At 58.1% G+C, this 26,022-nt stretch carries 22 protein-coding genes, 1 tRNA gene and 2 pseudogenes; 13 read left to right on the top strand and 12 right to left on the bottom strand.

Features of this window, described 5'->3' with window-relative positions; translation table 11 throughout:
- Positions 1–98 precede the first annotated feature (98 nt).
- Positions 99–1,055, top strand: coding sequence for a LysR substrate-binding domain-containing protein (locus AC1ECN_RS13075; RefSeq protein ID WP_032986695.1), 957 nt, complete (start codon positions 99–101; stop codon positions 1,053–1,055).
- Between the two features lie 6 nt (positions 1,056–1,061).
- On the opposite strand, the gene AC1ECN_RS13070 is transcribed toward AC1ECN_RS13075, so the two are convergent.
- From AC1ECN_RS13070 to AC1ECN_RS13060, 3 genes are all read right to left on the bottom strand, one after another.
- Complete coding sequence (locus tag AC1ECN_RS13070; protein ID WP_130662736.1) at positions 1,062–1,703, bottom strand: TetR/AcrR family transcriptional regulator; 642 nt, start codon at positions 1,701–1,703, stop codon at positions 1,062–1,064.
- A 442-nt stretch (positions 1,704–2,145) separates the two neighbouring features.
- Positions 2,146–2,562, bottom strand: a complete 417-nt coding sequence (locus tag AC1ECN_RS13065; protein ID WP_130660961.1) for an MAPEG family protein — start codon at positions 2,560–2,562, stop codon at positions 2,146–2,148.
- A 110-nt stretch (positions 2,563–2,672) separates the two neighbouring features.
- Positions 2,673–3,428 (bottom strand): SDR family oxidoreductase, encoded by a 756-nt coding sequence (locus AC1ECN_RS13060; protein WP_130660960.1) that lies wholly within the window; start codon positions 3,426–3,428, stop codon positions 2,673–2,675.
- Positions 3,429–3,519: 91 nt separating this feature from the next.
- Between AC1ECN_RS13060 and AC1ECN_RS13055 the strand changes: the two genes are divergently transcribed.
- The gene (locus AC1ECN_RS13055; RefSeq protein ID WP_477953158.1) at positions 3,520–4,437 is read left to right on the top strand and encodes a LysR family transcriptional regulator; all 918 of its coding nucleotides are present in this window, start codon (positions 3,520–3,522) and stop codon (positions 4,435–4,437) included.
- An 8-nt stretch (positions 4,438–4,445) separates the two neighbouring features.
- Here AC1ECN_RS13055 and AC1ECN_RS13050 read toward each other — a convergent pair whose 3' ends face one another.
- The 3 genes and pseudogenes from AC1ECN_RS13050 to AC1ECN_RS13040 all read right to left on the bottom strand — a co-directional run bounded on the left by AC1ECN_RS13050 (position 4,446) and on the right by AC1ECN_RS13040 (position 7,758).
- Positions 4,446–5,000 carry a hypothetical protein gene (locus tag AC1ECN_RS13050; RefSeq protein ID WP_130660959.1) on the bottom strand — a complete coding sequence of 185 codons (555 nt, stop codon included), beginning with the start codon at positions 4,998–5,000 and terminating at the stop codon, positions 4,446–4,448.
- Between the two features lie 2 nt (positions 5,001–5,002).
- Positions 5,003–6,487 (bottom strand): IMP dehydrogenase, encoded by a 1,485-nt coding sequence (guaB, locus tag AC1ECN_RS13045; RefSeq protein ID WP_018497456.1) that lies wholly within the window; start codon positions 6,485–6,487, stop codon positions 5,003–5,005.
- A gap of 279 nt (positions 6,488–6,766) precedes the next feature.
- Positions 6,767–7,758: pseudogene (locus AC1ECN_RS13040) on the bottom strand (MBL fold metallo-hydrolase).
- 270 nt (positions 7,759–8,028) lie between these two features.
- Here AC1ECN_RS13040 and AC1ECN_RS13035 point away from each other — a divergent pair.
- Entirely contained in the window at positions 8,029–9,453 is a 1,425-nt protein-coding gene (locus AC1ECN_RS13035) for a DHA2 family efflux MFS transporter permease subunit (protein ID WP_130660958.1), read from the top strand.
- A gap of 110 nt (positions 9,454–9,563) precedes the next feature.
- Here AC1ECN_RS13035 and AC1ECN_RS13030 read toward each other — a convergent pair whose 3' ends face one another.
- The 3 genes from AC1ECN_RS13030 to AC1ECN_RS13020 form a co-directional block, all read right to left on the bottom strand.
- Positions 9,564–9,947 (bottom strand): VOC family protein, encoded by a 384-nt coding sequence (locus AC1ECN_RS13030; RefSeq protein ID WP_018497453.1) that lies wholly within the window; start codon positions 9,945–9,947, stop codon positions 9,564–9,566.
- A 159-nt stretch (positions 9,948–10,106) separates the two neighbouring features.
- Positions 10,107–10,826, bottom strand: a complete 720-nt coding sequence (locus AC1ECN_RS13025) for an RlmE family RNA methyltransferase (RefSeq protein ID WP_018497452.1) — start codon at positions 10,824–10,826, stop codon at positions 10,107–10,109.
- Between the two features lie 9 nt (positions 10,827–10,835).
- A complete protein-coding gene (locus tag AC1ECN_RS13020) occupies positions 10,836–12,401 on the bottom strand; it encodes a Ppx/GppA phosphatase family protein (RefSeq protein ID WP_130672012.1) in 1,566 nt (521 codons plus the stop codon).
- Positions 12,402–12,643: 242 nt separating this feature from the next.
- Here AC1ECN_RS13020 and AC1ECN_RS13015 point away from each other — a divergent pair.
- Positions 12,644–12,717: transfer RNA gene (locus tag AC1ECN_RS13015), tRNA-Gln, on the top strand.
- Between the two features lie 507 nt (positions 12,718–13,224).
- A complete protein-coding gene (locus AC1ECN_RS13010) occupies positions 13,225–15,201 on the top strand; it encodes an acyltransferase family protein (protein ID WP_130660956.1) in 1,977 nt (658 codons plus the stop codon).
- Positions 15,202–15,417: 216 nt separating this feature from the next.
- On the opposite strand, the gene AC1ECN_RS13005 is transcribed toward AC1ECN_RS13010, so the two are convergent.
- Positions 15,418–16,440 carry a class I SAM-dependent methyltransferase gene (locus AC1ECN_RS13005; RefSeq protein WP_075224346.1) on the bottom strand — a complete coding sequence of 341 codons (1,023 nt, stop codon included), beginning with the start codon at positions 16,438–16,440 and terminating at the stop codon, positions 15,418–15,420.
- Positions 16,441–16,632: 192 nt separating this feature from the next.
- Between AC1ECN_RS13005 and AC1ECN_RS13000 the strand changes: the two are divergent.
- A pseudogene (locus AC1ECN_RS13000) lies at positions 16,633–16,827 on the top strand (IS5 family transposase); the annotation flags it as partial.
- A gap of 60 nt (positions 16,828–16,887) precedes the next feature.
- Here the strand turns inward: AC1ECN_RS13000 and fcl are convergent.
- Positions 16,888–17,838, bottom strand: a complete 951-nt coding sequence (gene fcl / locus AC1ECN_RS12995) for a GDP-L-fucose synthase (RefSeq protein WP_024321376.1) — start codon at positions 17,836–17,838, stop codon at positions 16,888–16,890.
- Positions 17,839–18,900: a GDP-mannose 4,6-dehydratase gene (gene gmd / locus AC1ECN_RS12990; protein ID WP_130671986.1), complete on the bottom strand. Its 1,062-nt coding sequence runs from the start codon at positions 18,898–18,900 to the stop codon at positions 17,839–17,841.
- A 589-nt stretch (positions 18,901–19,489) separates the two neighbouring features.
- On the opposite strand from gmd, the gene AC1ECN_RS12985 reads away from it, so the two are divergent.
- The 7 genes from AC1ECN_RS12985 to AC1ECN_RS12955 all read left to right on the top strand — a co-directional run.
- Positions 19,490–20,686 carry a glycosyltransferase family 4 protein gene (locus AC1ECN_RS12985; protein WP_130660954.1) on the top strand — a complete coding sequence of 399 codons (1,197 nt, stop codon included), beginning with the start codon at positions 19,490–19,492 and terminating at the stop codon, positions 20,684–20,686.
- Between the two features lie 2 nt (positions 20,687–20,688).
- Positions 20,689–21,624, top strand: a complete 936-nt coding sequence (locus tag AC1ECN_RS12980) for a glycosyltransferase family protein (RefSeq protein WP_130671985.1) — start codon at positions 20,689–20,691, stop codon at positions 21,622–21,624.
- A gap of 28 nt (positions 21,625–21,652) precedes the next feature.
- Positions 21,653–22,087 carry a hypothetical protein gene (locus AC1ECN_RS12975; protein WP_024321380.1) on the top strand — a complete coding sequence of 145 codons (435 nt, stop codon included), beginning with the start codon at positions 21,653–21,655 and terminating at the stop codon, positions 22,085–22,087.
- A complete protein-coding gene (locus AC1ECN_RS12970) occupies positions 22,084–23,193 on the top strand; it encodes a DegT/DnrJ/EryC1/StrS family aminotransferase (RefSeq protein ID WP_075224341.1) in 1,110 nt (369 codons plus the stop codon). The genes AC1ECN_RS12975 and AC1ECN_RS12970 overlap by 4 nt, the downstream gene beginning before the upstream one ends.
- On the top strand, positions 23,190–23,960 hold the full coding sequence (locus AC1ECN_RS12965) for a class I SAM-dependent DNA methyltransferase (RefSeq protein ID WP_113547234.1): 771 nt from the start codon (positions 23,190–23,192) through the stop codon (positions 23,958–23,960). Before AC1ECN_RS12970 ends, AC1ECN_RS12965 begins: the two co-directional genes overlap by 4 nt.
- A gap of 15 nt (positions 23,961–23,975) precedes the next feature.
- Positions 23,976–25,175 carry a glycosyltransferase family 4 protein gene (locus tag AC1ECN_RS12960; RefSeq protein WP_226307086.1) on the top strand — a complete coding sequence of 400 codons (1,200 nt, stop codon included), beginning with the start codon at positions 23,976–23,978 and terminating at the stop codon, positions 25,173–25,175.
- Between the two features lie 85 nt (positions 25,176–25,260).
- Positions 25,261–26,022 (top strand): ABC transporter permease (locus AC1ECN_RS12955; RefSeq protein ID WP_477953188.1); only part of this gene is annotated, 762 nt, incomplete at its 3' end.

Genomic DNA, 26,022 nt, shown 5'->3' with positions numbered 1-26,022 from the left:
ACTTTGCTTGATTTGCATCCCGAAGATGCCAAAGACCTATTGATCAGTCCAACGAATGTTTCTAATGATTATCATCAGCTATCTTTATGGGTGACAACATGTCCGCGCCTCTTGATCTCGACCAATTGCAGACTTTCATCGCCATCGTCGATTCCGGCAGCTTCACCAAGGCCGCCGACAGGGTCTACAAGACCCAATCGGCCGTCTCCATGCAGATGCGCCGTCTCGAGGAGCGCATCGGCAAGCAGCTGTTCATCAAGGACGGCCGCGGCAACCGGCTGACGGTCGAGGGCGAAAAGCTGCTCAACTATGCCCGGCGCATCATCCGCCTCAACAATGAGGCGATCGCCGCCTTCGACGACAACAGGCTGGAGGGGACGTTGCGGATCGGCACGCCTGATGATTATGCCGACCGCTACATGCCCGAAATCATCGGCCGCTTCGCCAAGACGCATCCGAATGTCGAGCTCTATATCGTCTGCGAGCCCTCGGTGGATCTTGCCGAACGCATGCATAAGGGCGAGCTCGACATCGCGCTCGTCACCCACAATCCGCGCGAGCGCATGTCCGATGTGGTGAGAACCGAGCCGCTCTGCTGGGTGGGCTCGGCCAACCATCCGATCCGCGACGACGCGCCGGTGCCGCTTGCCGTCGGCCGGCGCGACTGCCAGTGGCGCCAGCTCGCCTGCTCGGCGCTCGATGCGGTGGGACGCGAGCACCAGATCCTGTTCACCAGCTGGTCCTGCACCGTCGTTGCCGCTGCCGTGCTTGCCGGCATGGCGGTTTCGGTGATGCCGGAATCGGCGCTGCGGACGGGCATGAAGGTGCTAAGCCAGGCGGACGGCTTTCCGGCGCTGCCGCCGGTGCAGATCGGCATCATGAAGCGGCCGGGCGTTTCGCTCTCGCTGATGAACGCGATCACGGCGCACATCACCGCCTGCCTCGACAATATCACGCCCACTGTCGTCGACGACAGCCTCGAGGCGGACGTCAAATCCGCCCAGGCGCGCCTTTATCCGCGGCTGAAGGCGGCCAATATGGTCCCAAGCTGGTAGTCGCTCTCAGGCGGCGCGCGGCAGGGTCGTGGTGAAAAGGGAGGCGCGGATGACGCGCTTCCACTCATTAAGCATACGCTGCGCTAAGGCATCCTCGCTCACGGCGGCAAGTCGGATGACAGCGCCGATCAGGTGGCTGAACAGGTAAGTCCGCGCATACATTTCTTCGTCGCAAAGGTCGGGAGCCAACTGGCGCACGGCGTCATGGAAAATGCCGGCGACGCGACCGCTATGCTCGATATTCAGCTGCAACAGATCCTGATCGGTCTCCGTTCCCATCCAGACGCCGAGATAGACAGGATCGTTGTGGTAGGAATCGTAATACCAGTCGATGGTGGCGCAGACGACGTCCAACGCCTGGTCAAGTGACCGTACGTCGGCAAACATCGCCGCCATCTTCGCCTGGATCGCCGCGGCGTGCTGGTCGAACAGGGCTTTGACGATCGCCGCCTTCTCCGGGAAATACTGGTAAACCGAACCGATCGGCACTTTGGCGGCGGCGGCGAGCTCCGTCATCCGCATGGCGCTGACGCCCTTTTCGGCGATGATCTTGGCGGCGGCGGCGAGAATAAGGTCCAGCCTCTGGATGCTGCGCTCCTGCTTCGGCTTCCTGCGCAGGCCTATCCGATCCATGCTTTCCGCGCCCATGTCGTTCCCATTCTTATCGTTCGCGGCGGAAGGCATGCGCCAAACCACCGCGTCGGGTCGATATGACATGCAGGTCTTCATCCGCCGTAAATGGAAACGTTCGCATTTTAACGGCCGGGAAAAGCGTGTGAAAACGGTGCGCTACCGTACAATTCAAACTGTTACACCGTCCTGTGTACGCCTGAAAAAGACACACGGCGCCGTCAAGCATATCGTGTCAGAATTTCACCGACAGCGCCGCTTTGACCCCATTCTGCTGCGCGTTGTCTGCGATCTTGGGAATGGCCCAACGTCCGGGGGCCATCTTGCCGCCGATGTCGGCATGTTCCGTCGTCGGCCTGCAGCATTTCAATTGCTGCAGATCCTGTCTTTAGATCGATCCCGATTTAAGGAATTATGTAGCAGGTGGCGGGCAAATGATGGGGCGGTAGCGCCTGCCGCCTCAGCTCATCAGCATCCATGCGGCAAGCCAGATCCACATGGCGGCAAGCACCAGGTAACCGGCAGCGAAGATCGGGCTGCGATATCGCAATTCGTTGCTGGTGACGTGGACAGCGGCGTGAGCATAACGCAGGACGACGAAGGCCCAGGCAAGACCGACGGTGACGATATTGTCGGCGTCGGTGATATAAAGAAGAATGCAGCAGACATGGAAGAGCACCGGCAGTTCGAACTGGTTGGCGAGGCAGTTCTTGACCGCAAGGCTTTCGGCCGGCTCGCCGCGGTTTTCGCGATAATCCGATTTCGCGATGCTGCCGGCACGGATCATTTTTGCCCGCCGAAGCCCAAGAAGCGCGTAAAGACCATGGACCAGGGCCACGTGGGCAAGGAGTGGCCAGAAGATTTGATAGCCGGTCATATGGCCGTTTCCTTTCCGCTTTCGCATTCGTTGCGAGCAGTAGCCGAAAGGAGAAAAGGATACCAGCGTCGGCCGCCCGCCATCAGAATATGGCGGGCCGCCCGGTTTCATCAGACCTGCGCGCTGCCGCCATCGGCGAAGAGTTCGGCACCGGTGACGAAGCTGGAATCATCCGAGGCAAGGAAGAGCGCGGCGGCGGCAACTTCCTCGGCACGCCCGACCCTGCCCATTGGTACCTGGGCCGCAAGATAATCAAGCAAGCCCTGCTGTTGGGTTGGGTCCTTACCCGCCAATTCGACCAGTCCAGTCGTCTCCGTCGGACCAGGACTGAGTGTGTTGATCCGAATGCCGCGATCCTTCACGTCAAGGATCCAGTTGCGCGCAAAGCTGCGCAAAGCAGCTTTCGATGCGGCATAAACACTGAAGGCGGGCGTGCCGGTCGAGCCTGCTGTCGATCCCGTCAATATGATCGATGATCCTCGGGCAAGCAGTGGCAGGGCCTTCTGCACCGTAAAGAGAACCCCCTTCACATTCCGATCGAAAGTATCGTCATACTGCTCTTCGGTAATTTCGCCGAGGGGCAGCATGGATCCTCCGCCCGCGTTGACGAAGAGCACGTCAATTCGCCCGGCCTCTGCCTTCACCCGCTCATAGAGTTGATCGAGGTCGGCAAGATTGGCCGAATCAGCCTGAATGCCGACAACCCCACCGCCGATCTCAGCGATGGCTGCATCGAGAACAGCCTTGCGACGGCCGGTAATGAAAACCCGCGCGCCCTCGGCCACGAAGCGCTTCGCTGTTGCAAGACCAATGCCCGAGGTGGCGCCGGTGATGACCGCAATCTTTGCATCCAGTCTTTGTGTCATTGTTGTCTCCTTTGTTCGACTGGAGCTGAGATATGGACGGCCGAACCGTTTCGAAATAGAAAGAATTGAAAGCTATCGTTTCAGGAATGACATGACTAAATTTCCGGATTTCGAAGGCCTGGCGATGTTTGCAAAAGTCGCCGAAGAACGTTCTTTCGCGCGGGCTGCTCAAACACTTGGGGTGTCCGTGCCGACCGTTTCGCGTGCCGTGAGCCGGCTTGAGCAGAGGCTGGGCGCAAGGCTTTTCAACCGCACTTCGCGGCAGCTCGCCTTGACGGATTTTGGCCTGCGACTGATCGACAGCGCCGCACGGATCTATGCTGAGGCCGAGGCGGCAGAAAACACAGCCCGCGAGCTTGCTACCCGACCGAGGGGCCTCATCAGGCTTGCCGCGCCAATGGACTTCGGCACACGCTGGCTGGCCCCGATCTTGCCCGATTTTTTCGAGCTCTATCCGGACATTTCCATCGACCTGCATATGAGCGATGCCGTCGTCGATATCGTGGGAGACGGCTTTGATGCGGCGCTTCGTATTGCGGTACTGCCGGATTCATCATTGGTCGCGCGCAGGCTCACGCCGGTTGATCGCTTCATTCTCGCTGCATCCGCTTACATCGATCGACATGGCGTGCCGGAACACCCTCGCGAGCTTGCTGCTCACCATTGCCTCGGATACGCCTACAGGCCGCGCCAAGACGTCTGGCGCTTGCGTAACAATGAAGGCAAGGAGGAGGTCATAGTGCCAAGTGGCGCCCTCAGGGCCACCAATTCGCAAGCCTTGGTACCGATGGCGCTGCGCGGCCTCGGGATCATCGAACTACCGGAATTTCTCGCCTATGACTATCTCACCGACGGCCGGCTGAAGCCAATCCTTTCCGGCTGGGCGCTGCCTGCCGGCGCACTGTATTTCGTCACCCCTTCTGCTCGGAGCCGACCTGCGAAGGTCGAGGTCCTTTCCGATTTCATGGTGGCAAGACTTTCAAATCCGGCCTGGCGATGGCGGGGCTGACCGCCGCTTCAGGGGTCACGCGAAGAGAGCCAGCGCATGACGGCAAGCCGGGCGATGAGGATGAAGCAGATGACAAGGCTTGCGAATTTCAGCCGCGTCATCCACGGCAGCAACTGTGTTGCAAGGCCTGAGGACGCACCATCGCCGAAGGCGATCAGGCTCGAGATGTTTTCGCCGTAGTCGGCGATGCCGTAGATGAACGGCAGCAGGTAGACCGCCTTGCCAACGAGCGGATGCGCCGATCGGCCGAACCATGCGCCACCGGGACCGAGCTTGAGGAAGGCAAGGAACAGCAGTGCCGTCAGCAAGGCCGGAAAGATCAGCTCCGGCCCGAAATACATGGCGCGCAGTAATCTGGTCGCCGTCTCGTTCTCATCAAGCAGCTTCTGCATGTGGAAAACCGCCGACTCGTCGTAACCGGCGAAGTAGGTATCGAGCACCGCCTGGCCGGTTTCGTGCTTGAACGGAACGACGAAGCCGAAGGTTGTCCAGGCGAGCACGGCAAGGCAGAGGGCTGCGAGCAGCGCGACGACCCACAGAGGAATCCCGCTGCCCGCCTTCATGATCAGAGGCCGGCGCCCGGATAGTTCGGGCTCTCGCGGGTGATCGTCACGTCATGGGCATGGCTTTCGCGAAGACCGGCGCCGGAGATGCGCACGAACGTGGCCCGTTCTTGGAAATCCTTGAGGTCCTTGCCGCCGACATAGCCCATGGCCGCCTTGAGGCCGCCAGCGAGCTGATGGATGACGCCCGAGACCGGGCCCTTATACGGCACCTGACCTTCGATGCCCTCAGGCACGAGCTTCAGCGTGTCGCGCACCTCGGCCTGGAAGTAACGATCGGCCGAGCCGCGGGCCATGGCGCCGACGGAGCCCATGCCGCGATAGGCCTTGAAGGAGCGTCCCTGGTAGAGATAGACCTCGCCCGGGCTCTCATCGGTGCCGGCAAGCAGCGAGCCGATCATGACGGCGGAAGCGCCGGCGGCGATCGCCTTGGCAAGGTCGCCCGAGAATTTGATGCCGCCATCGGCGATGACGGGCACGTCCTGGTCATTCGCGGCTTGAACCGCCGACATGATCGCGGCGAGCTGCGGCACGCCGACACCGGCGACGATGCGCGTCGTGCAGATCGAGCCCGGACCGATGCCGACCTTGACGGCATCCGCACCGGCATCGATCAGCGCTCTGGTGCCGTCATAGGTGGCGACGTTGCCGGCCATGATGCGCACCGAGTTGGAGAGCTTCTTGACGCGGGTGACCGCATCGAGGACGCGCTGCGAATGGCCATGGGCGGTATCGACGACCAGAAGGTCGACGCCGGCCTCGATCAGCCGCTCGGCGCGCTCGAAGCCATCATCGCCGACGCTGATGGCGGCAGCGGCACGAAGCCTGCCCTGCGCATCCTTGGAAGCGTTCGGATTCAGCTGCGACTTCTCGATATCCTTGACGGTGATGAGGCCGACGCAGCGGCCTTCGGTATCGACCACCAGAAGCTTCTCGATGCGATGCGAATGCAGCAGGCGCTTGGCCTCCTGCTGATCGACGTTTTCCTTGACGGTGACCAGACTGTCCTTTGTCATCAGCTCGTGGATCTTCTGTTCCGGATCGGAAGCGAAGCGGACGTCGCGGTTGGTCAGGATGCCGACAAGGCGGCCGGACTTCTCGACGACAGGGATGCCGGAAATGCTGTAGGACTTCATGAGCCCGAGCGCATCGGCAAGCGTCGCATCGGGGCCGATCGTCACCGGATTGACGACCATGCCGCTTTCAAACTTCTTCACCTGCCGGACCTGCTCGGCCTGCTCGATCGGCGTCAGGTTGCGATGAATGACGCCGAGGCCGCCGGCCTGGGCCATGGCGATCGCCAGGCGGCTCTCGGTGACGGTATCCATGGCTGATGAAATGATCGGGATGTTGAGCTCGAAATCCCGGGCGATGCGGGTGGAGATATTCGTCTGGCCCGGCATGACCTCGGAATGTCCCGGCTGCAGCAGCACGTCGTCGAAGGTAAGCGCGTCTGCGCCGGTTGCCGTTTCAATGATGCGTGCCATGGCCAAATTCCTTCGTTTAATAAAAATGCGACCCTGTCCGGAAACGAATCGTCCGCCCCGGCGGTCTGCATGGGTTGCTTGGAAGTTGGCGAGGGCTGGTAACACGTCTATGACAGGAAGGAAATAGCAAAAAGCCCGGCATGTCCGCCAGGCTCGGCATGGGTGCCATGCGCCCAGAGCATTTCGGCAAAAGCGCCAAGCACTTTTCCGTTCGGAATTGCATAAAAACAAGAAGTTAGAGCGGCACAGCACTTCCGTGAAAGGCTGAACCGTTCCAGATCAGATGTCGAACTGATAGGTCTTCGGCACGAAGCGATAACCGCCATCCTGCCGATCGACGAAGCCGACCGCCGGGAACGGCATGTGGTAGCCAAGGAAGGCGATCTTCTCGCTCGCAATCATCTCGAAAACCTTGCGGCGCGTGACTGCCGCTTGCGTCTTGTCCATGTCGAAACGCACCTCCCAATCCGGCCGCAGCAGCGACAGGATATAGTGGTTGGCCGTATCGCCTGTGAGCACAAGGCGTTTGCCCTCGGATTCGACGTGGAACACCATATGGCCCGGCGAGTGGCCGGACGCCAGCATCGCCGTTACGCCTGACGCAAAGCTATCGCCATCCTTGACGAAGGTGGTCTTTTCGGCGAGCGGCACGACATTGGCGAGCACCGCCTTGTGGCCGCCCTCGGCGGGCGTGCCCTCGCGTGCCTTGTCCGACCAGAAATCATATTCCGCCTGGCCGACGACATAGCGGGCATTCTTGAAGGCAGCCGCGCCGTCCTCCGTCAGACCGCCGATATGATCGCCGTGGAGATGGGTCAGCGCCACCAAGGTGACGTCGTCGGCCGAATATCCTGCCGCCTTCAGGCCTTCGGTCAGCTGGCCGGCGCCGCGTGCGCGGCCGCTGGCGCCAAAGCCGGTATCGACGAGGATGACATCCGAACCGGTATCGATGAGAGCCGGCGTATAGCCATTCATGAACTTGTCGGCCGGCAGGAAGTTTGCGGTCAGCAACGCCTTGACCGTTTCGGGATCCTGATTGGTGCCGAAGGTTTCATAGGGCTTTTCGACAATGCTGGTGCCGTCGCGGACGACGGTGAATTTATAGGAACCAAGCTTAAATTGATTGATCTCGGGCAAAGGCGTTCCATCCATATGATTGCGCTCTCCAGTTGCGGCCGCTTCGGCCTTCTCTTTAAAAATTGCCGGCGCCGCCAGCAGGCCAAGGCCTGCGGCAAAAGGGTGCGCCGCTTTATTCCCGACGAAATTGTCATATGTCCATCCTTCATGACGTGCAGGCCTTCATGACGTGCAGGTGCGTCACCGCACGGCCCCCGGTGTCGATTCCGCGGCCGGATTTCTTGCCCCGGCCAGGTAAACATATGTCAATCTTGACAGGCGACGTTGATGCGCAAGCCGTCTCACGCAGACGTGAAGCAAACGTGTCGTCGACCCGGATTTGGGGATTGGCATAGCCCGCAGCTGGGACTAAACAGCACGGGCCTTTCCAGCTTCGATCCGCTGCCCCATCAAGGCTCCCGCCTATGAATCGCATCGTCCCGCTGATCCTTGCCGTCGCCCTTTTCATGGAACAGATGGACTCCACCGTCATTGCGACGGCGCTGCCGGCGATCGCGGCGGATTTGCATGTCGGGCCGATCACGCTGAAGCTGGCGCTGACCTCCTACATGGTGGCGCTGGCGGTATTCATCCCGGTCAGCGGCTGGATGGCCGACAGGTTCGGCGCCAGGAAGATCTTCCGCCTTGCCATCTCGGTCTTCGTCATCGGCTCGATCTTCTGTGCCGTCTCGTCCAACCTCGTCGAATTCGTGTTTGCCCGCTTCCTGCAGGGCATGGGCGGCGCGATGATGACACCGGTCGGCCGCCTCGTGCTGGTGCGCACGACACAGCGCAGCGATCTGGTCTCGGCCATGGCGCTGCTCACCATCCCCGCCCTTGTCGGCCCGCTCACCGGCCCGCCGCTCGGCGGCTTCATCACCACCTATTTCAGCTGGCACTGGATCTTCCTGATCAACGTGCCGGTCGGCATCATCGGCATCTGGCTTGCGACGATTTTTCTGCCGGAGGTGGAAGCGACGGCGCCGCCGCGGCTCGATTTCACCGGTTTCGTGCTGACCTCGCTTTCGGCCGCAGGCGTCGTCTTCGGCCTGTCGGTGGTCAGTCTGCCAGCCCTGCCCCCGATCATCGGCGTCACCGCCACCTTGATCGGCCTCATCTGCGGCGTCCTCTACGGGCGCCATGCCAAGCGGCATCCGGCGCCGATCCTCAATCTCAACCTGTTCAAGAACCCGACGTTTCGGGCCTCCACTTTGGGCGGCATGCTGTTTCGCATTTGCGTCGGTGCCATGCCCTTCCTGACGCCGCTGATGCTGCAGCTCGGCTTCGGGCTGACGCCGTTTCAATCCGGCCTCATCACCTTTGCAGGCGCGATCGGGGCGATCACCACCAAGTTCATGGCAAAGCGCGTCTTCGCCGCTGCCGGCTTCCGCACGACGCTTCTCGGCGCCGCCGGGGTAACGACCCTGGTGACTGTCATCACCGGCCTTTTCACGCCGTCGACGCCGCACCTCGTCATCATCGGCGTGCTGCTGCTCGGCGGCTTCTCCCGCTCCTTCATGTTCACCGGGGTGAATGCGCTTGCCTTCGCCGATATCGATGATGCCGAAGCCAGCCAGGCGACATCGATGAGCTCGGTGATGCAGCAGGTCAGCCTGGCGCTCGGCGTTGCGGTCGCCGCCGCCATCCTGGAGAGCTCGATCTATATCAGCGGCGAAGCGCTACAGGTGGCCGATTTCCACCTTGCCTTCTACATCATTGCCGGACTGACGGTTATTGCGACCATTCCCTTCATCCGGATGGACCGCAATGCCGGCGCGCTCGTTTCCGGACACCGCTTGAAGACGATGACGGCCGCAACTGTTGAAGCTGAACAGCACGCGGTGAAATAAAGCGTGTCGCGCAAAAGTGTGGAGCGGTTTTGCGATAACGACATGCGTTGGAAATAAAGACTAAAGCGCGAGAGCGAATCTGAAAGATTGCGACGCGCTTTTGGAAACCGTTACTCCGGGTTTTCGCAGACGGCAGAGAGCTTGTTGCCGTCGAGATCACGCACATAGGCGGCGTAGAAATGGGCATGGTAGGAGCGCAGGCCGGCCCTGCCCTCATCCACGGCGCCTGCCGCGATCGCTGCCGCATGGAAGGCGTCGACATCCGCCCGTGTTTCGGCTGCAAGCGCCACCATGGCGCCATTGCCTGAGGTCGCCCGGCGGCGATTGAACGGCGTCACCACCCAGAAGCGGCAGCGCGTATCGCCCTCGGCGGCATAGCCGATTTCCTCCTCCGAAGAGCGCTGGCGGCGATAACCGAGCACAGGCAGCACGGCATCATAAAAATGCCCTGCGCGATACAGATCGTTGGTTCCGAGCGTGACGTAAAGAAGCATTGGGATCAGCGGTTCAAATCCTTGCAGCGCCGCGCCTCCTTTGAGACGCGCAAAGGACGCTGTGGCGCTTTCAATTGCTGCATAATTTATCCCTATATCGATTCCGATTTAAGGAATTAGGCAGTCGATCGCCATCATCGGACAGGACCGGCCCAAAGATCAAGCTTCCTCTGCTTCACCTTCGGCCTTGCGCCCCTTGAACCCCTTGGCCAGCAGGAACATCTCGACCGATTCGGCGCGCGACGAGTTCGGCTTGACATGGACGACCTGGCGGAAGTTCTGCTTCAGCATGGCGAGCAGTTCGCGCTCGGTGCCGCCCTGAAAGGTCTTGGTGAGGAAGTGGCCGCCTTCCTGGAGCACTTCGACGGCGAAATGTGCCGCGACTTCGCACAGATGCATGGTGCGCAGATGGTCGGTGCGGTGGTGGCCGGTGGTGGGTGCTGCCATGTCTGATATGACAAGGTCGGGTGTGCCGCCGACGGCCTCCAACAGCTTTTCCGGCGCGGTCGGATCGAGGAAATCGAGCTGCAGGATCTTGACCCCCGGCAGCTGGGTCATTTCGAGGAAATCGATCGCAGCCACACGAATATCATCATCCGTCGAGCCGGTGACTTTGGCGGCGATCTGCGACCAGCTGCCCGGAGCAGCGCCGAGATCGATAATGCGCCTGGCGCCGCGCAGGATATGATGTTTCTCGTCGATCTCCAGCAGCTTGAAGGCGGCACGGGCGCGATAGCCTTCGAGCTGGGCGCGCTGCACATAGGGATCGTTGATGTGGCGCTCCAGCCATTGGCGGGAGGAGGCCTTCATCTTCTTGTTCTTGACGCGCTGGCCGAGCTTGCGGCCGGTGCGGTTTCCGGCGATCGGTGCCTTGGTCATGCCTTTTCCCTATCTCGCGCGCTGGCCGCGGCGGTTGCGGTGGCGCCGCCACACGCCGTCATCGGCCATCATGTCGGTGAGCAGGCCTTCCCTCAAGCCGCGATCGGCAACGCGCATGCGCGGGCTTGGCCAGCGGCGGCGGATCGCCTCGAGGATGGCGCAGCCGGCGAGCACCAGATCAGCCCGATCCGGCCCGATGCAGGGATTGGCGGCACGGCTTGCGAAATCCCAGGAGAGAAGCTTTGCCTGCATGGCGGAGACCTCGTCATCGGACAGCCAGATGCCATCGACCTTGCGCCGGTCATAACGCGGCAGGTCGAGATGGACGCCGGCAAGCGTTGTCACCGTGCCAGACGTGCCGATCAGATGGAAGTCGCCGGTCTGGGCGACCTCGATCTCAGGGCAATCGAAGCGTCCGAGCATGCCTTCGACTTCGCGCACCATGCCTTCGAAAGCTTCCGGCGTGACGTCGTGCCCGCCATGGCGCTCCGACAGCGTCACGACGCCGACCGGCAGCGAGGTCCAGTGGGTGATATGATTGGCGAGGCGGCTGAAGCGATTGTCGCCGATACGGATGACGGCGATCTCCGACGAACCGCCGCCGATATCGAACAACACGACGGAGCGCGTCTCGCGACCGACCAGCGAGGAGCAGCCGGAGACGGCAAGCCGCGCTTCGGTCTCGCGATCGATGATCTCAAGCGCCAGGCCGGTTTCGGCAACGACCCGGCTGAGGAATTCCTCGCCATTGATCGCCTGGCGGCACGCTTCGGTGGCGATCAGCCGCATGCGGCGGATCTCCCGGTTCCTGAGCTTGGAGGCGCAGATCCTCAACGCCTCGATCGCCCGCTCCATCGCCTCGTCGGACAGACGGCCGCTGGCCGCAAGGCCTTCGCCGAGGCGCACGATGCGGGAAAAAGCGTCGACGACGCGGAACTGACCGGGACGGGTCGGCTGGGCAATGAGAAGACGGCAATTGTTGGTGCCGAGATCAAGGGCAGCATAGAGCTCCTCCGGCCACACATGCTCGCCGGCCTGGCGATCCCCCTGATGCCCGGCATGGGCATGGCTGTCCTGGCGGCCCTTGCGGTTGGCGGCTGCGCCGTTCTGGGTTTCGCGCGGGACGGCAATGCGCGCCGTCTCTTCCGCGCGGCTTTCCTGCTGCGGAGCACCTGCTGGTTTTGCCGATGTCAGCGGCCGTCCCTGCAGACCGCGCTTGCCGCGATGCTTGCGGCGGTTGCGACGGCTCGGCGCCGAATCGCCATCGGACCGGGCGGCATGATCTGCCGCTCCGGCCTGTTCCAACACATGAGTTTGAGGTGAACCGTCCTGCACAGCACCGTGGCCGCCACGACGGCGACGCTTGCGCTTGCGAGCCGGATTGCCGGCTGCATCTTCCATCGGGCGCGCAGGCTGTCCGGCACCGCCGGAAGGCTCATGCGAAGCGGGATGAGCCGCGTTGCGGGATTGCCCGCCACGTTTGCCCTTGCGGCGCCTGGACTTCTTGCCGTCCTTGCGCCCTGCCGCCGACGCCCCGTCAAATTGCGGCTTTGCGCCGCCTTCGGGGTCTTCCACGTTGTTTTTCCATCGCGCCGCGCAAGTCTTGAGATATGCAGCAGGCGCTCATTCGATTTTTGCGTTGCGGCAAGAATATCAGCGCCCGCCGAAATCGCCAAATTCTTTTTTGGACAGGGGATTTGCAGCGATTTCACCTTTCCCCGGCAGCACCGATTTTTTTCAAAACAGCTATTTGCAATCCCCCGGCTTTTGGTTATAAGCGCCGCACACCAGCCGACCGCCCGCCGGTTCGCTTATGCTGGGGAATAGTTCAATGGTAGAACGACGGACTCTGACTCCGTTAATCTTGGTTCGAATCCAGGTTCCCCAGCCAATATTTCACTAAGCGATTGATTTTACGGCAAAACGGGTTTGCTTGTGTCTGCCCTCCCCGTCCCCTCCTCCAATGCCTGCTTCCTTTTCGTTGCCCTGATCATTTAAATCGACGGGCGCAGGATGTCGGCGAATCCGACATCCTGGCTCGGGCGAGCATCTTACAGCATCTACGCATACACGCGCCCATGTCGATTTTGTTGATTTCGGGCGCGCCGTAGCGAGCAGCGATGGTAGGCGCTATTGGCATCGGCCCGACGTCTTCTCGCTTCTGGAACGGCCATAGACAAAATTGGTCAGCGACTGGGAAAACAAATGCAAACTAATGAGGGTTCCGGAATGCTGATTTACAACAGCGCAGAAAATAAAGATTGAAATCGGCCGCGCCCGCAAATCTTTTATCAGGCCATACTGTTCTCCCTCCAAGATCTCTGTGTTAGGCAGCCCAAAAGCGCCAATGTTGGGCGCAACAACGTTACGCTCTGGATATTGAAGGCAGGCGCTAGCATTGAAGGTTTACAGACCAGAGATCGATGGCTTAAGGGCCATCTCGGTGATCGCGGTTATTCTATATCACGCCGAGCTCACGGTTGCCGGCCACACGTTGCTGCGGGGCGGATACATCGGCGTCGATGTGTTTTTTGTGATCAGCGGCTTTCTGATCTCCCAAATTCTGCTGACAGAAATCGAAGCAACGGGGCGTATTGATTTCCTTAAATTCTATGCTCGGCGCGCGCGAAGAATTCTGCCTGCGTTGTTTGCAGTCATTTTCGCGACAATTCCTTTTGCTTATTACCTTTTATTACCATCTGAACTCCTGGATTACGCGAATTCCATAGGCTCGTCGCTCCTATTTGGATCGAATATCTATTTCTATTTTACGGCGGCCCAGTACGGGGAGCCCAACACCCTTCTCAAGCCTTTTCTTCACACCTGGTCGTTGAGCGTCGAAGAGCAATTTTATATCGGGTTTCCGCTCCTATTGCTGATCGTGCGCCGATACCTGAAATCAAGGTTTTTGCCATGCGTGTTGCTTGTGGCATCCCTCAGCTTTGTATTGTGTGTCGTAACGGTACGGTATGATCAGCAACAAGCCTTCTACTCGCCACTCACCCGGGCCTGGGAACTGCTGGCCGGAACACTTCTCGCCTATCACGAGGTGGGGCGTGGACGAACTCGCCCTCGGCCGTTACTCGCGGCGGCCGGGCTTGTCCTCGTTCTTGGTTCGCTCATCTTGTTTAGAAAGGACACGGTTCATCCTGGCCTGGTAACTGTGATCCCAGTCATTGGGACCTGTCTGGTGCTCGCATTCACCAGTCAGCAGGACGCGGTCGGGCGCCTGTTGGCTTCTCGACCTGCGGCGCTCACCGGATTAGTATCCTACTCTTTATATTTGTGGCATTATCCGGTCTTCGCCTTCGCGCGGCTGACAAGCTTGAATTTCAACAATGGCGATAAGATTCTTGCCATCGCAGCGACGGTCTTGGTCGCGGTGGTCAGCTTTGTCGTTATCGAAAAGCCCCTTCGCCACACCAGGAGAAGCCGCGCGCTCTGGATCTACCTAAGCTCATCAGTTGTAACCATCACGGCTGCTGTTGTGTCAGCGGTCTATATGGCCGGTTTTCCTCACAGGTTGGATCAAATTTATCCACCGCTCGCGCAGACGAACGAAGCACGGCTCGAAAGCACTTTTCTAAGCTTGAACAACAACATTCAAGCTGGGAAGCCCATTATCTTCATAATTGGGGACTCGCACGCCAGAAACTGGTCGATCGCGCTGAAAAATTACATCGATGCCGACCGATATCAAATCGTGGCAATCAGCTACTTAAACTGCATGGTGGAGATCAAGAACGATATTGTTAAGGCCCCCTCTCGCGCCAGCATTTACGACAAATATTGCATTCCTTTTGAAAAATATATCAACGACAAGTCATTGCTCAGCCGAACGAAAGCGATTTTCCTTACGAGCCTTCGGCCTTTTGAGTACACCGTCAACCCCTTCAGGTTTGAGCTTCTTTCCTGGATGAAAAGCCACTCGGATGACGCGCGAATTTTCGTTTTCGGAAATTATTTCCAGCTCGACGAATTACACTCGTGCCTAGGGCTCATGTTTCAGAGAAAATCCGATGCCTCTATATGCCTGCGGGAAGCGACCTATCCGCCGGCCAACCAGCCTTTAGAGCAACTGCCATTTTTCCCACCCGATCTAGCGTTCACCTACGTCGATATCGTCAAGCTTCACTGCGATTACGACAAGGAGAAATGCCTCACGAGCAGCAGGGGTGTTCCGTTCATCACAGACTGGAACCATCTGACAGCAGAATTTCTGACGACCCTGATTGGTGACATTCTGGAAAAGAGAACCGCCGACCTACGGGGCGACGGTCTGCTCGATTTCCTGGTACCGCCGCACGCCAGGCAATCCGAACGAACTGCAAGTTCTCAGCCGAACGCTGGTCGAACGTCTTCCGCTTCTCCATGAGATTAAGCGGACGGACGCCGGGAACGACGGTGAATTCGATCGAGTTGGCGTGCATTTGGGTCACCTTCGATCCGACAGCGGTCGCATCGTTGCCCTGCAGCGCCCACCTGAGCGTCAGCGGGGTAGAGCCCAGGATCGCGTCAATGACGTTCATCTGCCAGCATTGACGGGTACACCCGTGTAATAGAGGACGATGGGAACGCCAACCTCTTGCTGCTATTCAAAGAGAATGAGGCTTGCCGGAGTTGGCGGCAACGGTTTGACGATGACGCCGGCAAGACCGGCCAGTCCTGCCATCTCAGTCAGCTCACTTTGCGTATAAGCCTGGCCCGCCGGCGTGCTGGCGAGCATCTCCCAAGAGAACGCCGCAGGAAAAGGCGGCGACACGCCATCTTCGTTCGGTACGAAATCCACCGCGACGATCCGACCATCCTCTGCAAGGCTCGCGACGATCTTACGTAACAGTTGGGCACACGTCGGTAGATCGAAATGGTGCAGAAAATTCGGAAGCAGGACAAGATCATAACCCGTGCCCCATTCCACATCGAAGGCACTGCCGGCAATTGTCTGGTACCGGTCAGACACGCCGGCATTTTCCGCATTCTGCCTCGACAGCTCCAACACGGCGGCCCAGTCGACGGCGACGATCTCCGCAGATAGAAGGGCCTTCGCAATTTCGATCCCGAAAAAGCCTGGACCTGCAGCAATGTCCAAAACTTTCCTGGGGTGCCTAGTCCAGCCGGAGATTTCGTCAGCCAGTATTTTGGCGCTGAGCCCCGTAAAAGAGCCCATGCCGCGCGCAAACTTCAGCCAGACGGGGTTGTCAGCCGAAATGTTTGCAAGCCCGGCCGAACCGCCGTTTCGCACGACGGCGGCCGGATCGCGCAGAAAATTATCGAGTATTTCGGGTGCAGCGACGAACTCGACGGCAGAGCCCATATAGGCTGGCGAATTGCGATCGAGGAACATTCTGGTCGAGGGCGTCATTCGGTACTGTCCGCTCTCCTTTCTCAGGAAACCGTGGACCACGAGGTAGTCGCACAGGATGCGCACCCCACGCTCCGAGGCGCCTGTTGCCGACGCCAGCAACGCTGCCGTTTTGCCCTCGCCGATATGAGTAAAGAGATCAAGCTCGATGGCCGCCCTGATCGCCGCCGTTTTCCGGCATGCAAACAGTGCATCGACCACGAGTTCGGGCGACACGACGCCAGAATGGGCGTCCTCGACGATTGTTTCCATGGGATCCCCCAGAGGCCCTCGACCGGTCTTGTCCGGCAGCGCCAGCCGGAGAATATGCGTATATTCGCATATTCCACAATACTTACCGCGCTAGCCCTATCGGGCTCTCCCGCCTCAATGGCGGAACTGTCCTGCCGACCGCCGCGACGTTATTCGAGTTGCTCTTCCTGGTCGGCAAACTGCAGATCGAAGCGCCCTCCCGGCTTTATCCTGACGGGTGGTGGAGCTTCAGGCTACAAGGCCGTTCCGGACCTGCTGGCCATTCCGGCGTGCAAGCCTAGATCGCTTCTGTTCAGCCGGCTCAAGCAGTTTCGGTGCATCGCCACCCGTTACGACAAAAAGGAAAGGTCATTCGCTGCATTCCTTGCTCCGGCTGCCGCGCGGGTCTGCTGCCATCATTCACGGGATAGCCTAGAACAGAGAATGCCGGTCATCACCGGCCTGGTATCAGACCGCTGGATCAGATCTGTTTTCGAACTCAAGAAACCAGGCGTAAGTAGCGCGGATACCATCCTCAAGCGAAATGCGCGGTTTCCAGCCCATGTCCTGCAGCTTCTGATTGCTCATCAACTTTCGCGGCGTGCCATCGGGCTTGGAAAGATCATGAATGATCTCACCTTCGTAACCGACAACGCGGCATACCAAACGCGTCAATTCGATAATTTCGAGATCTGTACCCGAGCCGACATTGACGTGCTGCGAGCCCGAATAGGTTTTGAGGAGAAACACCAACGCGTCGGCGCAATCGTCGACGTGAAGGAATTCTCGGCGCGGGGTTCCTGTGCCCCAGACCACCATATGCGGGTCATTGCGAAGTTTCGCGGCATGCGCCTTGCGGATGAGCGCAGGCAGCACATGACTGGAACTCAGGTCGAAATTATCGCCTGGGCCGTATAGATTGGTGGGCATGGCCGAAATGTAATCCCGACCATATTGCTTACGATATGCTTCTGCGAGTTTGATACCGGTGATCTTGGCAATCGCATACCATTCGTTGGTCGGCTCAAGCGGACCGGTCAACAGAGCCTCTTCGGGAATCGGCTGCGGAGCGAGCTTGGGATAAATGCAGCTTGAACCCAGGAACAGCAGCCGGTCCACTCCCGCCCGGTGGGCGGCTTCGAAGATGTTCGCTTCGATAATCAGATTGTCATAGATAAATTCTGCGGGATAGCTGTCATTCGCGAGGATACCGCCAACCTTGGCAGCGGCGAGAATGATCGCGTCAGGCCGGGTTGCTTCAGCAAATTTCTCGACCTCCTCCTGCCGCGTCAAATCGACCTCCCGGCGCGTGGCCGTGATGACGTTGCAATCGTCGGATTGAAGCCGGCGCACAAGAGCACTGCCGACCATACCGCGATGGCCGGCAACCCAGATTTTCTTGTTGGACAGGTCGTACACTCAGATCTCTTTCCGGCTGTTTTGAGCCTTCCAGTGCTTGACATCCTCCCGCACCATTTCAGCGGCGAGCTCGCGAACCGGCGTCTTGTGCTGCCAGCCGAGTTTCTGACGTGCCTTGGTCGGGTCGCCAAGCAGAAGATCGACTTCCGTCGGGCGGAAATACCGAGGATCGATTTCTACAAGGCACGCACCGGACGCGGCGTCATAGCCTTTTTCATCGACGCCGGACCCCTTCCATTCCAAAGCAATGCCCACGTCGGCAAAAGCCCACTCCACAAACTGGCGGACACTCGTCGTCTCACCGGTCGCCAAGACGTAGTCATCCGGCTTGTCCTGCTGCAGCATGCGCCACATGCCCTCGACATATTCACGCGCGTGGCCCCAGTCACGCTTGGCGTCGAGATTGCCGAGGAAAAGCTTATCCTGCCGCCCCAGATGGATGGCAGCAACCGCCATCGTGATCTTGCGCGTCACGAAGGTTTCGCCGCGAAGCGGGCTTTCGTGATTGAAAAGAATGCCGTTCGACGCATGCATGCCGTAGGCCTCGCGATAATTCACGACGATCCAGTAGGCATAGAGCTTGGCTGCGGCGTAGGGAGAACGCGGGTAAAAGGGCGTCTTCTCGTTCTGCGGCACTTCCTGCACAAGACCGTAGAGTTCCGAGGTCGATGCCTGGTAGAACCGGGTCTTTGCCTCGAGCCCCAGGATACGGATCGCTTCGAGCAACCTGAGGGTGCCGATCCCATCTGCGTCGGCCGTATATTCCGGCGTCTCGAAACTCACGCCGACATGGCTTTGTGCGGCAAGATTGTAGATTTCATCGGGCTGCGTCTGCTGCACGATCCGCAGCAGGTTGGTCGAGTCGATCATATCGCCATAGTGGAGAATGAAGCGAGGATGTGCCTCATGCGGATCCTGATAGATATGTTCGATGCGGCCGGTATTAAAAGACGAGGACCGCCGCTTGATACCGTGCACCGTATAGCCCTTGCTCAGAAGCAATTCGGCCAAATAGGCACCATCCTGACCAGTCACCCCAGTAATAAGCGCGGTTTTTGTCATTTTTTCACATCGTCTTTCGATACAATCTTCGGGTCGTGTTTATGGAAACGGCCGAACGAGTGCAACCCCCATGTAACTGCGGCCAGGCCGGCGAAATGAGCATCGTCGATCTCTTCGGTTGACGTGAGACTGGCACACATCGGGCAAGGGGTCATTTTGCCCTTCAGTTTGCTTTCCCGCTCCAGGTTTTGATGGCCATTCAAGCACCATAGAAGAAATTGTCGATCACCGTCTCAAGATTGCAACGACACCCTCCACACAGGTCCAACTTTGCTTGTGACCGGGCCGTTGTGGGTGTTGTCGTGATCGCAGGATATGCTAAGGCAAATACTAGGAATTAATTAGGTGCAACTGAATGGATGACGCGGATGACCCTCGCGCCAATTGGTGAGAGCGCCCTTTTGCGGATCTCCCTGACGATCAATTCGTGACAGCATCCGCTGGCTGTGACCCTTGTTACAAAGGGGACGAGAAATTGAGGAGCGAGATCCGCTGTGTCAGATTATCCGTGAAAAACGACGCGGTTCTCCGGCCCGATCGAAATGTGAAGTAGCCGTCTGCTGGCGCGGAGGCTGAGGTTAGTCAAAGCATGAAAATTGGCATCTTGTTAGAAAACCCGATTCAGGTCGGTGGCGGATTCAATCAAGCAATCAATGCGATCGTACAACTCCAGCGTATCATCGGAAAACAGCATGAGGTCGTGGCTTTCACGACGATCAAAGCCAATCTGCAGCATCTCAAGCGGCTTGGAGTTCCCGCAGAATACCTGCCTGCCGCCGGAAGGCTATCTCGAATTGCACTCGCCGTGTTGCGCCGCTTAAGCCGCAAGGAAATTGGCAAAGCGTGGATGGCAAACAAAATCGAAAATGCGCTGCTGAAAGCAGGCATGGATCTGGCGTATTTCGTTACCCATTCCTCAACTCCGAACTATTTCCGCAAGCTCAACTACATCACGACCGTCCTTGATCTCTGTCATCGGGACGATCTTGAATTTCCCGAAGTGAGCTCCGATGGCAAATTCGAAGAACGAGAGCGGCACTTTTCCACATGCCTGCCACGTGCCGTCGCCGTCATGGTGGCATCACATCAGCTCCTGAAGAGCATTGTCGTTCGCTACGGAATTGACGAAGAGCGCATGATTGCGATGCCGTTCGAGCCCTCTCCGTTCTTAAGTGAAGCGCATTCGATCGATCGCACAGCCGTGCTCGGCAATTACGGGCTGAGGGATGGCTATTATTTCTATCCGGCGCAATTCTGGCCTCATAAGAACCATATACGCATTCTTGAAGCGGTCTCGTTGTTAAAGCAAAAGACGGCCGTTAATTCCGACATACACGTGGTCTTTTCCGGTGCGGACCGCGGTAATTTGGCCCGGATCAAGCAGCAAGCGCAGCGGTTAGGCGTCTCTGACAATGTGACGTTTCTCGGCTTTGTGCCGGTTGATCATATGCGCGCGCTTTACGAAGGCGCTCTGGCCGTCGTGATGTCGACTTATTTTGGCCCGACCAATCTACCGCCGTTGGAAGCCTGGGCAGTCGGCCGCCCGTTGGTCTATTCGGCGCACCTCAATGAACAGGTCGGCGATGCGGCGTTGTTTGCCGACGCGAATGACGCAGAGCAGTGGGCCGACGCAATGTTGCGCATTCGGGATCCTGCGGTGGCAGTTGATCTGATCGAAAAAGGGCGTAAGCAGCTAAAAGCGATCGACACGGAGCGGCTCGAAGCCGAGACACTATTCGTACATAGACTCGAGCAATTTGCGCAACGCAGGAAATGCTGGGAATAATCATGGAATGCGCACCCGTCATACTTTTTGTCTTCAATCGTCCCATGCATATGGCACGGACCGTCGCTGCATTGCAGGCAAACGAATGGGCGGAACAGACGCCGCTGTTCATTTTTTGCGACGGTCAGCGCAATGAAAAAGAAGCGGAGCGCGTGCGCCAGGTCCGTGAACAGGCAAAGACGGTAACGGGTTTCAAGTCAGTCACTATCGTCGAGCGTGAAAAAAACTATGGCCTTGCAGGTTCTATCATCGATGGCGTGGGCCGTCTGTGCGAACAATATGGCCGCGTCATCGTCGTCGAGGATGACCTGATAACCTCGCCTGACTTCTTGCGCTATATGAACCAGGGGTTGGATCTTTATGCAGATGAGGAGCGCGTCGCCAGCATTCACGGTTACGCCTATCCAGTTCCCAATGACGATGCTCCCGAGAGCTATTTCCTACGTGGGGCGGACTGTTGGGGATGGGCCACGTGGGCCCGGGCATGGAAACATTTCGAACCCAATGGGACCAAGCTTCTGATGGGCCTGAAAGAGAAAGGCCTTGCCAAAGCTTTCGACTACGGTGGGAACGCCTTTTTCCTGGCGATGCTGCGCAATCAAGTCAAAGGCAAGAATCAGTCTTGGGCGATCAGGTGGCATGCCAGCGCTTATCTGGACAATATGCTGACTCTCTACCCTCGCCAGAGCCTAGTGGAGAACTCAGGGTTTGACGACAGCGGAGTCCACTGCAGCGACGTCGATTATTACGCCGGCAGCCTTGGGCATGCGCCGGGGAAATTGCAAAAGATCGACGTTGAAGTTAACGAACAAATGCGACTGCGCGTGTTGGGCTTTTTCGCAAAGATGCGCCGCCAGCGGATGAATGATTTTTACAAGCTCGTATTCTCGGCCGGGGTCAAGCGCATACGCAAAGTAGTCGGTTTGGCGGCATCCTGACGCATCGATCGATTTGGGAAAGAGAAACATGATAGAAAAGATCACGAACGGTGGCGAGTTGCAGGCCATGATATTGCGGTCGAACTACACGTTCGATGGTATCCAATTCTTCACGCCGGACGAATTTTCGCAGCAACTCGCCTATATGAAGCGACCGACGGGCTATGTCATCCAACCCCACGTCCACAACGCCGTCGCGCGCGAGGTTCTCTATACGAAGGAAGTCCTGCTTATAAAGTCGGGCGTTGTCCGCGTGGACTTCTATTCCGACGCGCAGGAATACTACGAAAGCGCGATCCTGCGCGCAGGCGACGTCATACTGCTTGCCTTCGGCGGACATGGTTTCGAAATTATCGAAGAAGCTGAAATCATCGAAGTCAAGCAGGGGCCTTACGCCGGGGAATCCGACAAGACGCGATTTGTACCGTCGGTGCAGGAACTGAAGATAAAGGGTGCCGAATGATTCCGGTTAATGAACCGCTGCTGAATGGTAACGAGAGCAAGTATCTGCTGGAATGCATCGAGACCGGCTGGATTTCCTCCGAAGGCCCCTTCATCACACGTTTTGAGCGTGAGTTTGCCGCGACTGTCGGCCGCAAGCACGCAATCGCCGTTGCGAATGGTTCGATGGCTCTCGACGCTGGAATGATGGCGCTTGGCCTGGAGGAAGGCGCCGAGGTCATCATGCCGTCCTTCACGATCATTTCCTGCGCCGCAGCCATCGTGAGAGCGGGTTGTGTGCCGGTTGCGGTGGACTCGGATCCTCTCACCTGGAATATCGATCCGACGCAGATCGAAGCAGCTATCACGCCGAGGACCCGCGCCATCATGGTGGTACATATCTACGGCCTGCCCTGCGATATGACCGCGATCAACGAGATCGCCCGCCGCCACGACCTCAAGATCATCGAAGACGCTGCAGAAATGCATGGACAGACATATAACGGCCAGCCTTGCGGCAGTTTCGGCGATGTCAGCATTTTCAGCTTCTATCCCAATAAGCACATTACCACAGGCGAAGGTGGCATGATCGTCACCGATTCCGACGCCCTTGCCGACAGATCCCGGAGCCTGCGAAATCTCTGCTTCCTGCCCGGCCGCCGCTTCGTTCATGAGGAACTGGGCTGGAATATGCGGATGACGAATATGCAGGCGGCTCTGGGTTGCGCACAGCTTGAGCGCCTTCCGGAATTCGTCGAGCGCAAACGTGCGATGGGCAGACTGTATACCGAGCTGCTGCAGGATCTGCCCGGCATTCAACTGCCGTTGCCCGAGACAAGCTACGCCCGGAATATCTATTGGGTCTATGGCATCGTGCTGAAGGACGAGATCGATTTCGACGCAGCCGAAGCGATGAAACGATTGGCGGCAAAAGGCGTAGGCTGCCGTCCGTTTTTCTGGCCGATGCACGAGCAGCCCGTTCTGCAGAAGATGGGACTCTTCAAGGAGGCCGATCTTCCGATCGCCGCAAAGCTTGCGCGCCGCGGCTTCTATATTCCAAGCGGCATGGCGCTAAGGGAAGATCAAATTCGCGAAGTCGCGGGTATCGTAGCGGAGGTTATCCGTTGACGACCAGTTTCGGATTGTACTCCCAGTATTACGATCTTCTCTATAAGGACAAGGATTACGAGGGCGAAACAGCTTATGTGAAAGCTCTGCTGGAGCGTTATGCCACCGGCCCAATCGCGCAAATTCTGGAGTTAGGCTCCGGCACCGGCATTCACGCCGAGAAGATCGCAGAAGCCGGATTTGGGGTGCTGGGAGTAGAGCTGTCGGAAACCATGTTTGCGGCGGCCATGCCGAAGGCGGCACAGTCGGGCGGCAAACTTGATTTCACGCTGGGCGATGCACGCACATTCCGGACGGATCGGCGATTCCAAGCGGTCATCTCCCTTTTTCATGTCCTGAGCTATCAGACGTCCGATGCCGATCTCGAAGCGATGATGGAGACTGTCTCCCACCATCTCGAAGATGGCGGAATTTTCATATTCGACTTCTGGTACGGACCAGCAGTCCTTTGGCAGCGGCCGAGTACCCGCGTCAAACGCTTGGAAAACGATGAGATTTCCGTCGTTCGCGTTGCAGAATCGGTGGTTCATGACGCCGAGAACATCGTGGATGTCAATTACACAATCTTCGCGACGGAGAAGCTGAGCGCCAAGACCGAAATGGTTTGCGAAACCCACCGCATGCGCTACCTCTTCCTGAACGAGATTGACCGCCTCCTGACGAATGCGGGGATGAGCCGTGTGATTGCCGAAGAGTGGATGTCCAGTTCGACGCCGGGGACTGAAACCTGGGGCGTCTGTGTCGTAGCGCGCAAGAACGCGGGCTGACTGTTGGCGATACATTTGGACAGCCGAATTACCCTGCGTCGGAAGAGGATTGGTTTCTATCTCGGAGTAGGCCGCCATGCCGGTGGTATGTTCCAATACGCGCAAAGCCTGGTGCAGGCCCTGTCTTCAATCGACGGCACGGACGTGGAGGTCATCGTTGCCTATGGGGACGAAGCCTGGCGCTCTGAACTTGATGCCGGCCCGCTGAAGGCCGTCCCGCTGCAGCACTGGAAGCGGGGCGAGACACTTGCCAAGCTGTTCATGGTTCTGCCCGGCTCCGTAGCGCGTGTCGTCGCGAGATGGGTGAACCCACTCGTGCGGGAATTGGCATCTCTCCAATGTGATCTGTGGATTTTTCCGGCTCAAGACGCCCTGACCTGGCAGATCAAGGAGCCCTCGATCGCAACCGTTCACGATTTGATGCACAGATATGAACGCAGCTTTCCAGAAGCCGGAAGCTGGTTGCGCTTTCAACTGAGAGAAAGCCGGTTCCGTCACCTTGCGAACCAGAGTGCTGCCATGCTCGTCGATTCCGAAACCGGGCGGCGGCATGTCATGGAAAGCTACGGCACGCCAGAAGATCACATATATCCGCTGCCTTATATCGCTCCGAACTATCTGACAGATTCGGTTGAGACGTCCGCCTTCGCCGAACACTACCGACTTCCGGAAAAATTCTATTTTTATCCGGCGCAATTCTGGCCTCACAAGAACCATGTGCGGCTCATACAAGCGCTGGCAGCCGCGCGCAGGACTCATCCGGACATGGAACTGGTCTTGGCGGGCAACACAAAGCGCGAATATGCGGCCGTCAAAGCGATGGCAAGCGAGCTTGGGCTATCCCGAGCGGTTCACTTCGTCGGCTATGTGCCGGATTCGGATCTGGCTGGGTTTTATCATCGTGCACGAGGGTTGGTCATGCCAACTTTTTTCGGGCCGACAAACATTCCGCCGCTTGAAGCGATGGTGTGCGGTTGCCCCGTCTTGATATCGGACAAGTATGGCATGCGGGAACAGTGCGGCGACGCGGCTCTCTATTTCTCGCCGCAGTCCGTCGAGGAAATTCAAGGGGCAATGAGCCGCCTGTGGGAAGATGAAGACCTACGTTCCTCTTTGATCAAAAAGGGGCTTGAAAGAGCCTCCTTGTGGAAGCAAGAAGATTTCGACCACCGTCTGAGAGAAATTTTGGGGCGTGTCCTCGATCGAGTCGCATGATACATGGCGTTGGTCCATGCAGCCCCCTGAGGCCGTAGAAAATATGGCACGAGCAACGGCTAACGGAGAGTTTGAGCGCATTAATATGACAGGTCACGTGACAAAACAGGAAAGGGAAAGCGGCACCGAACCCTGGGATATAGTCATCAAGCCGTCCGGCACCATCAGCGTCGGGCTGACGACCGCGTGGAAATATCGTGAACTTATCTGGATGTTCTTCAAAAGGGATTTCACGACATTCTACAAGCAAACCGTGCTTGGGCCGGTTTGGTATCTTATACAACCGATACTGACGACAATCACCTATTACATCGTCTTCGGAAAGATTGCCAATCTCTCCACCGATGGAATTTCCCCGCTTGTCTTTTATATGTCCGGCACCATTATCTGGAATTATTTCTCAGCTTGCCTCACCAATAACTCAGAAACATTTTCGAAAAACTCGAACTTGTTTGGAAAAGTGTATTTCCCCCGGCTAGTCGTACCACTCGCAGTTGCGATGAGCGGCCTGGTCGCATTTGCTATCCAATTCACGCTTCTACTTACGATCTCTTTTGTTCTCTGGCTTAGCCAGGATGCTATAGTGATCAGCTTGCGTTTCGTTTTCGCGACACCATTGATTTTGCTATATGTTGCAACGCTTGGTGTGGGAATGGGACTCTTGGTTTCCGCGCTGACAGTTAGATATCGTGATCTGGTTTATGCCGTCGGTTTCGTTACGCAGCTTTGGATGTATGCGACACCCGTCGTCTACGCTTTCAGCCAGGTTCCCGAACGATATCAATGGTTTTACTACCTCAATCCGATGACGACTCCGGTTCAGCTATTCCGTTGGGCACTTTTCGAC

The organism is Rhizobium sp. 01N447_2 (assembly GCF_056399245.1).
This window is presented reverse-complemented; position numbering and strand designations above follow the sequence as displayed.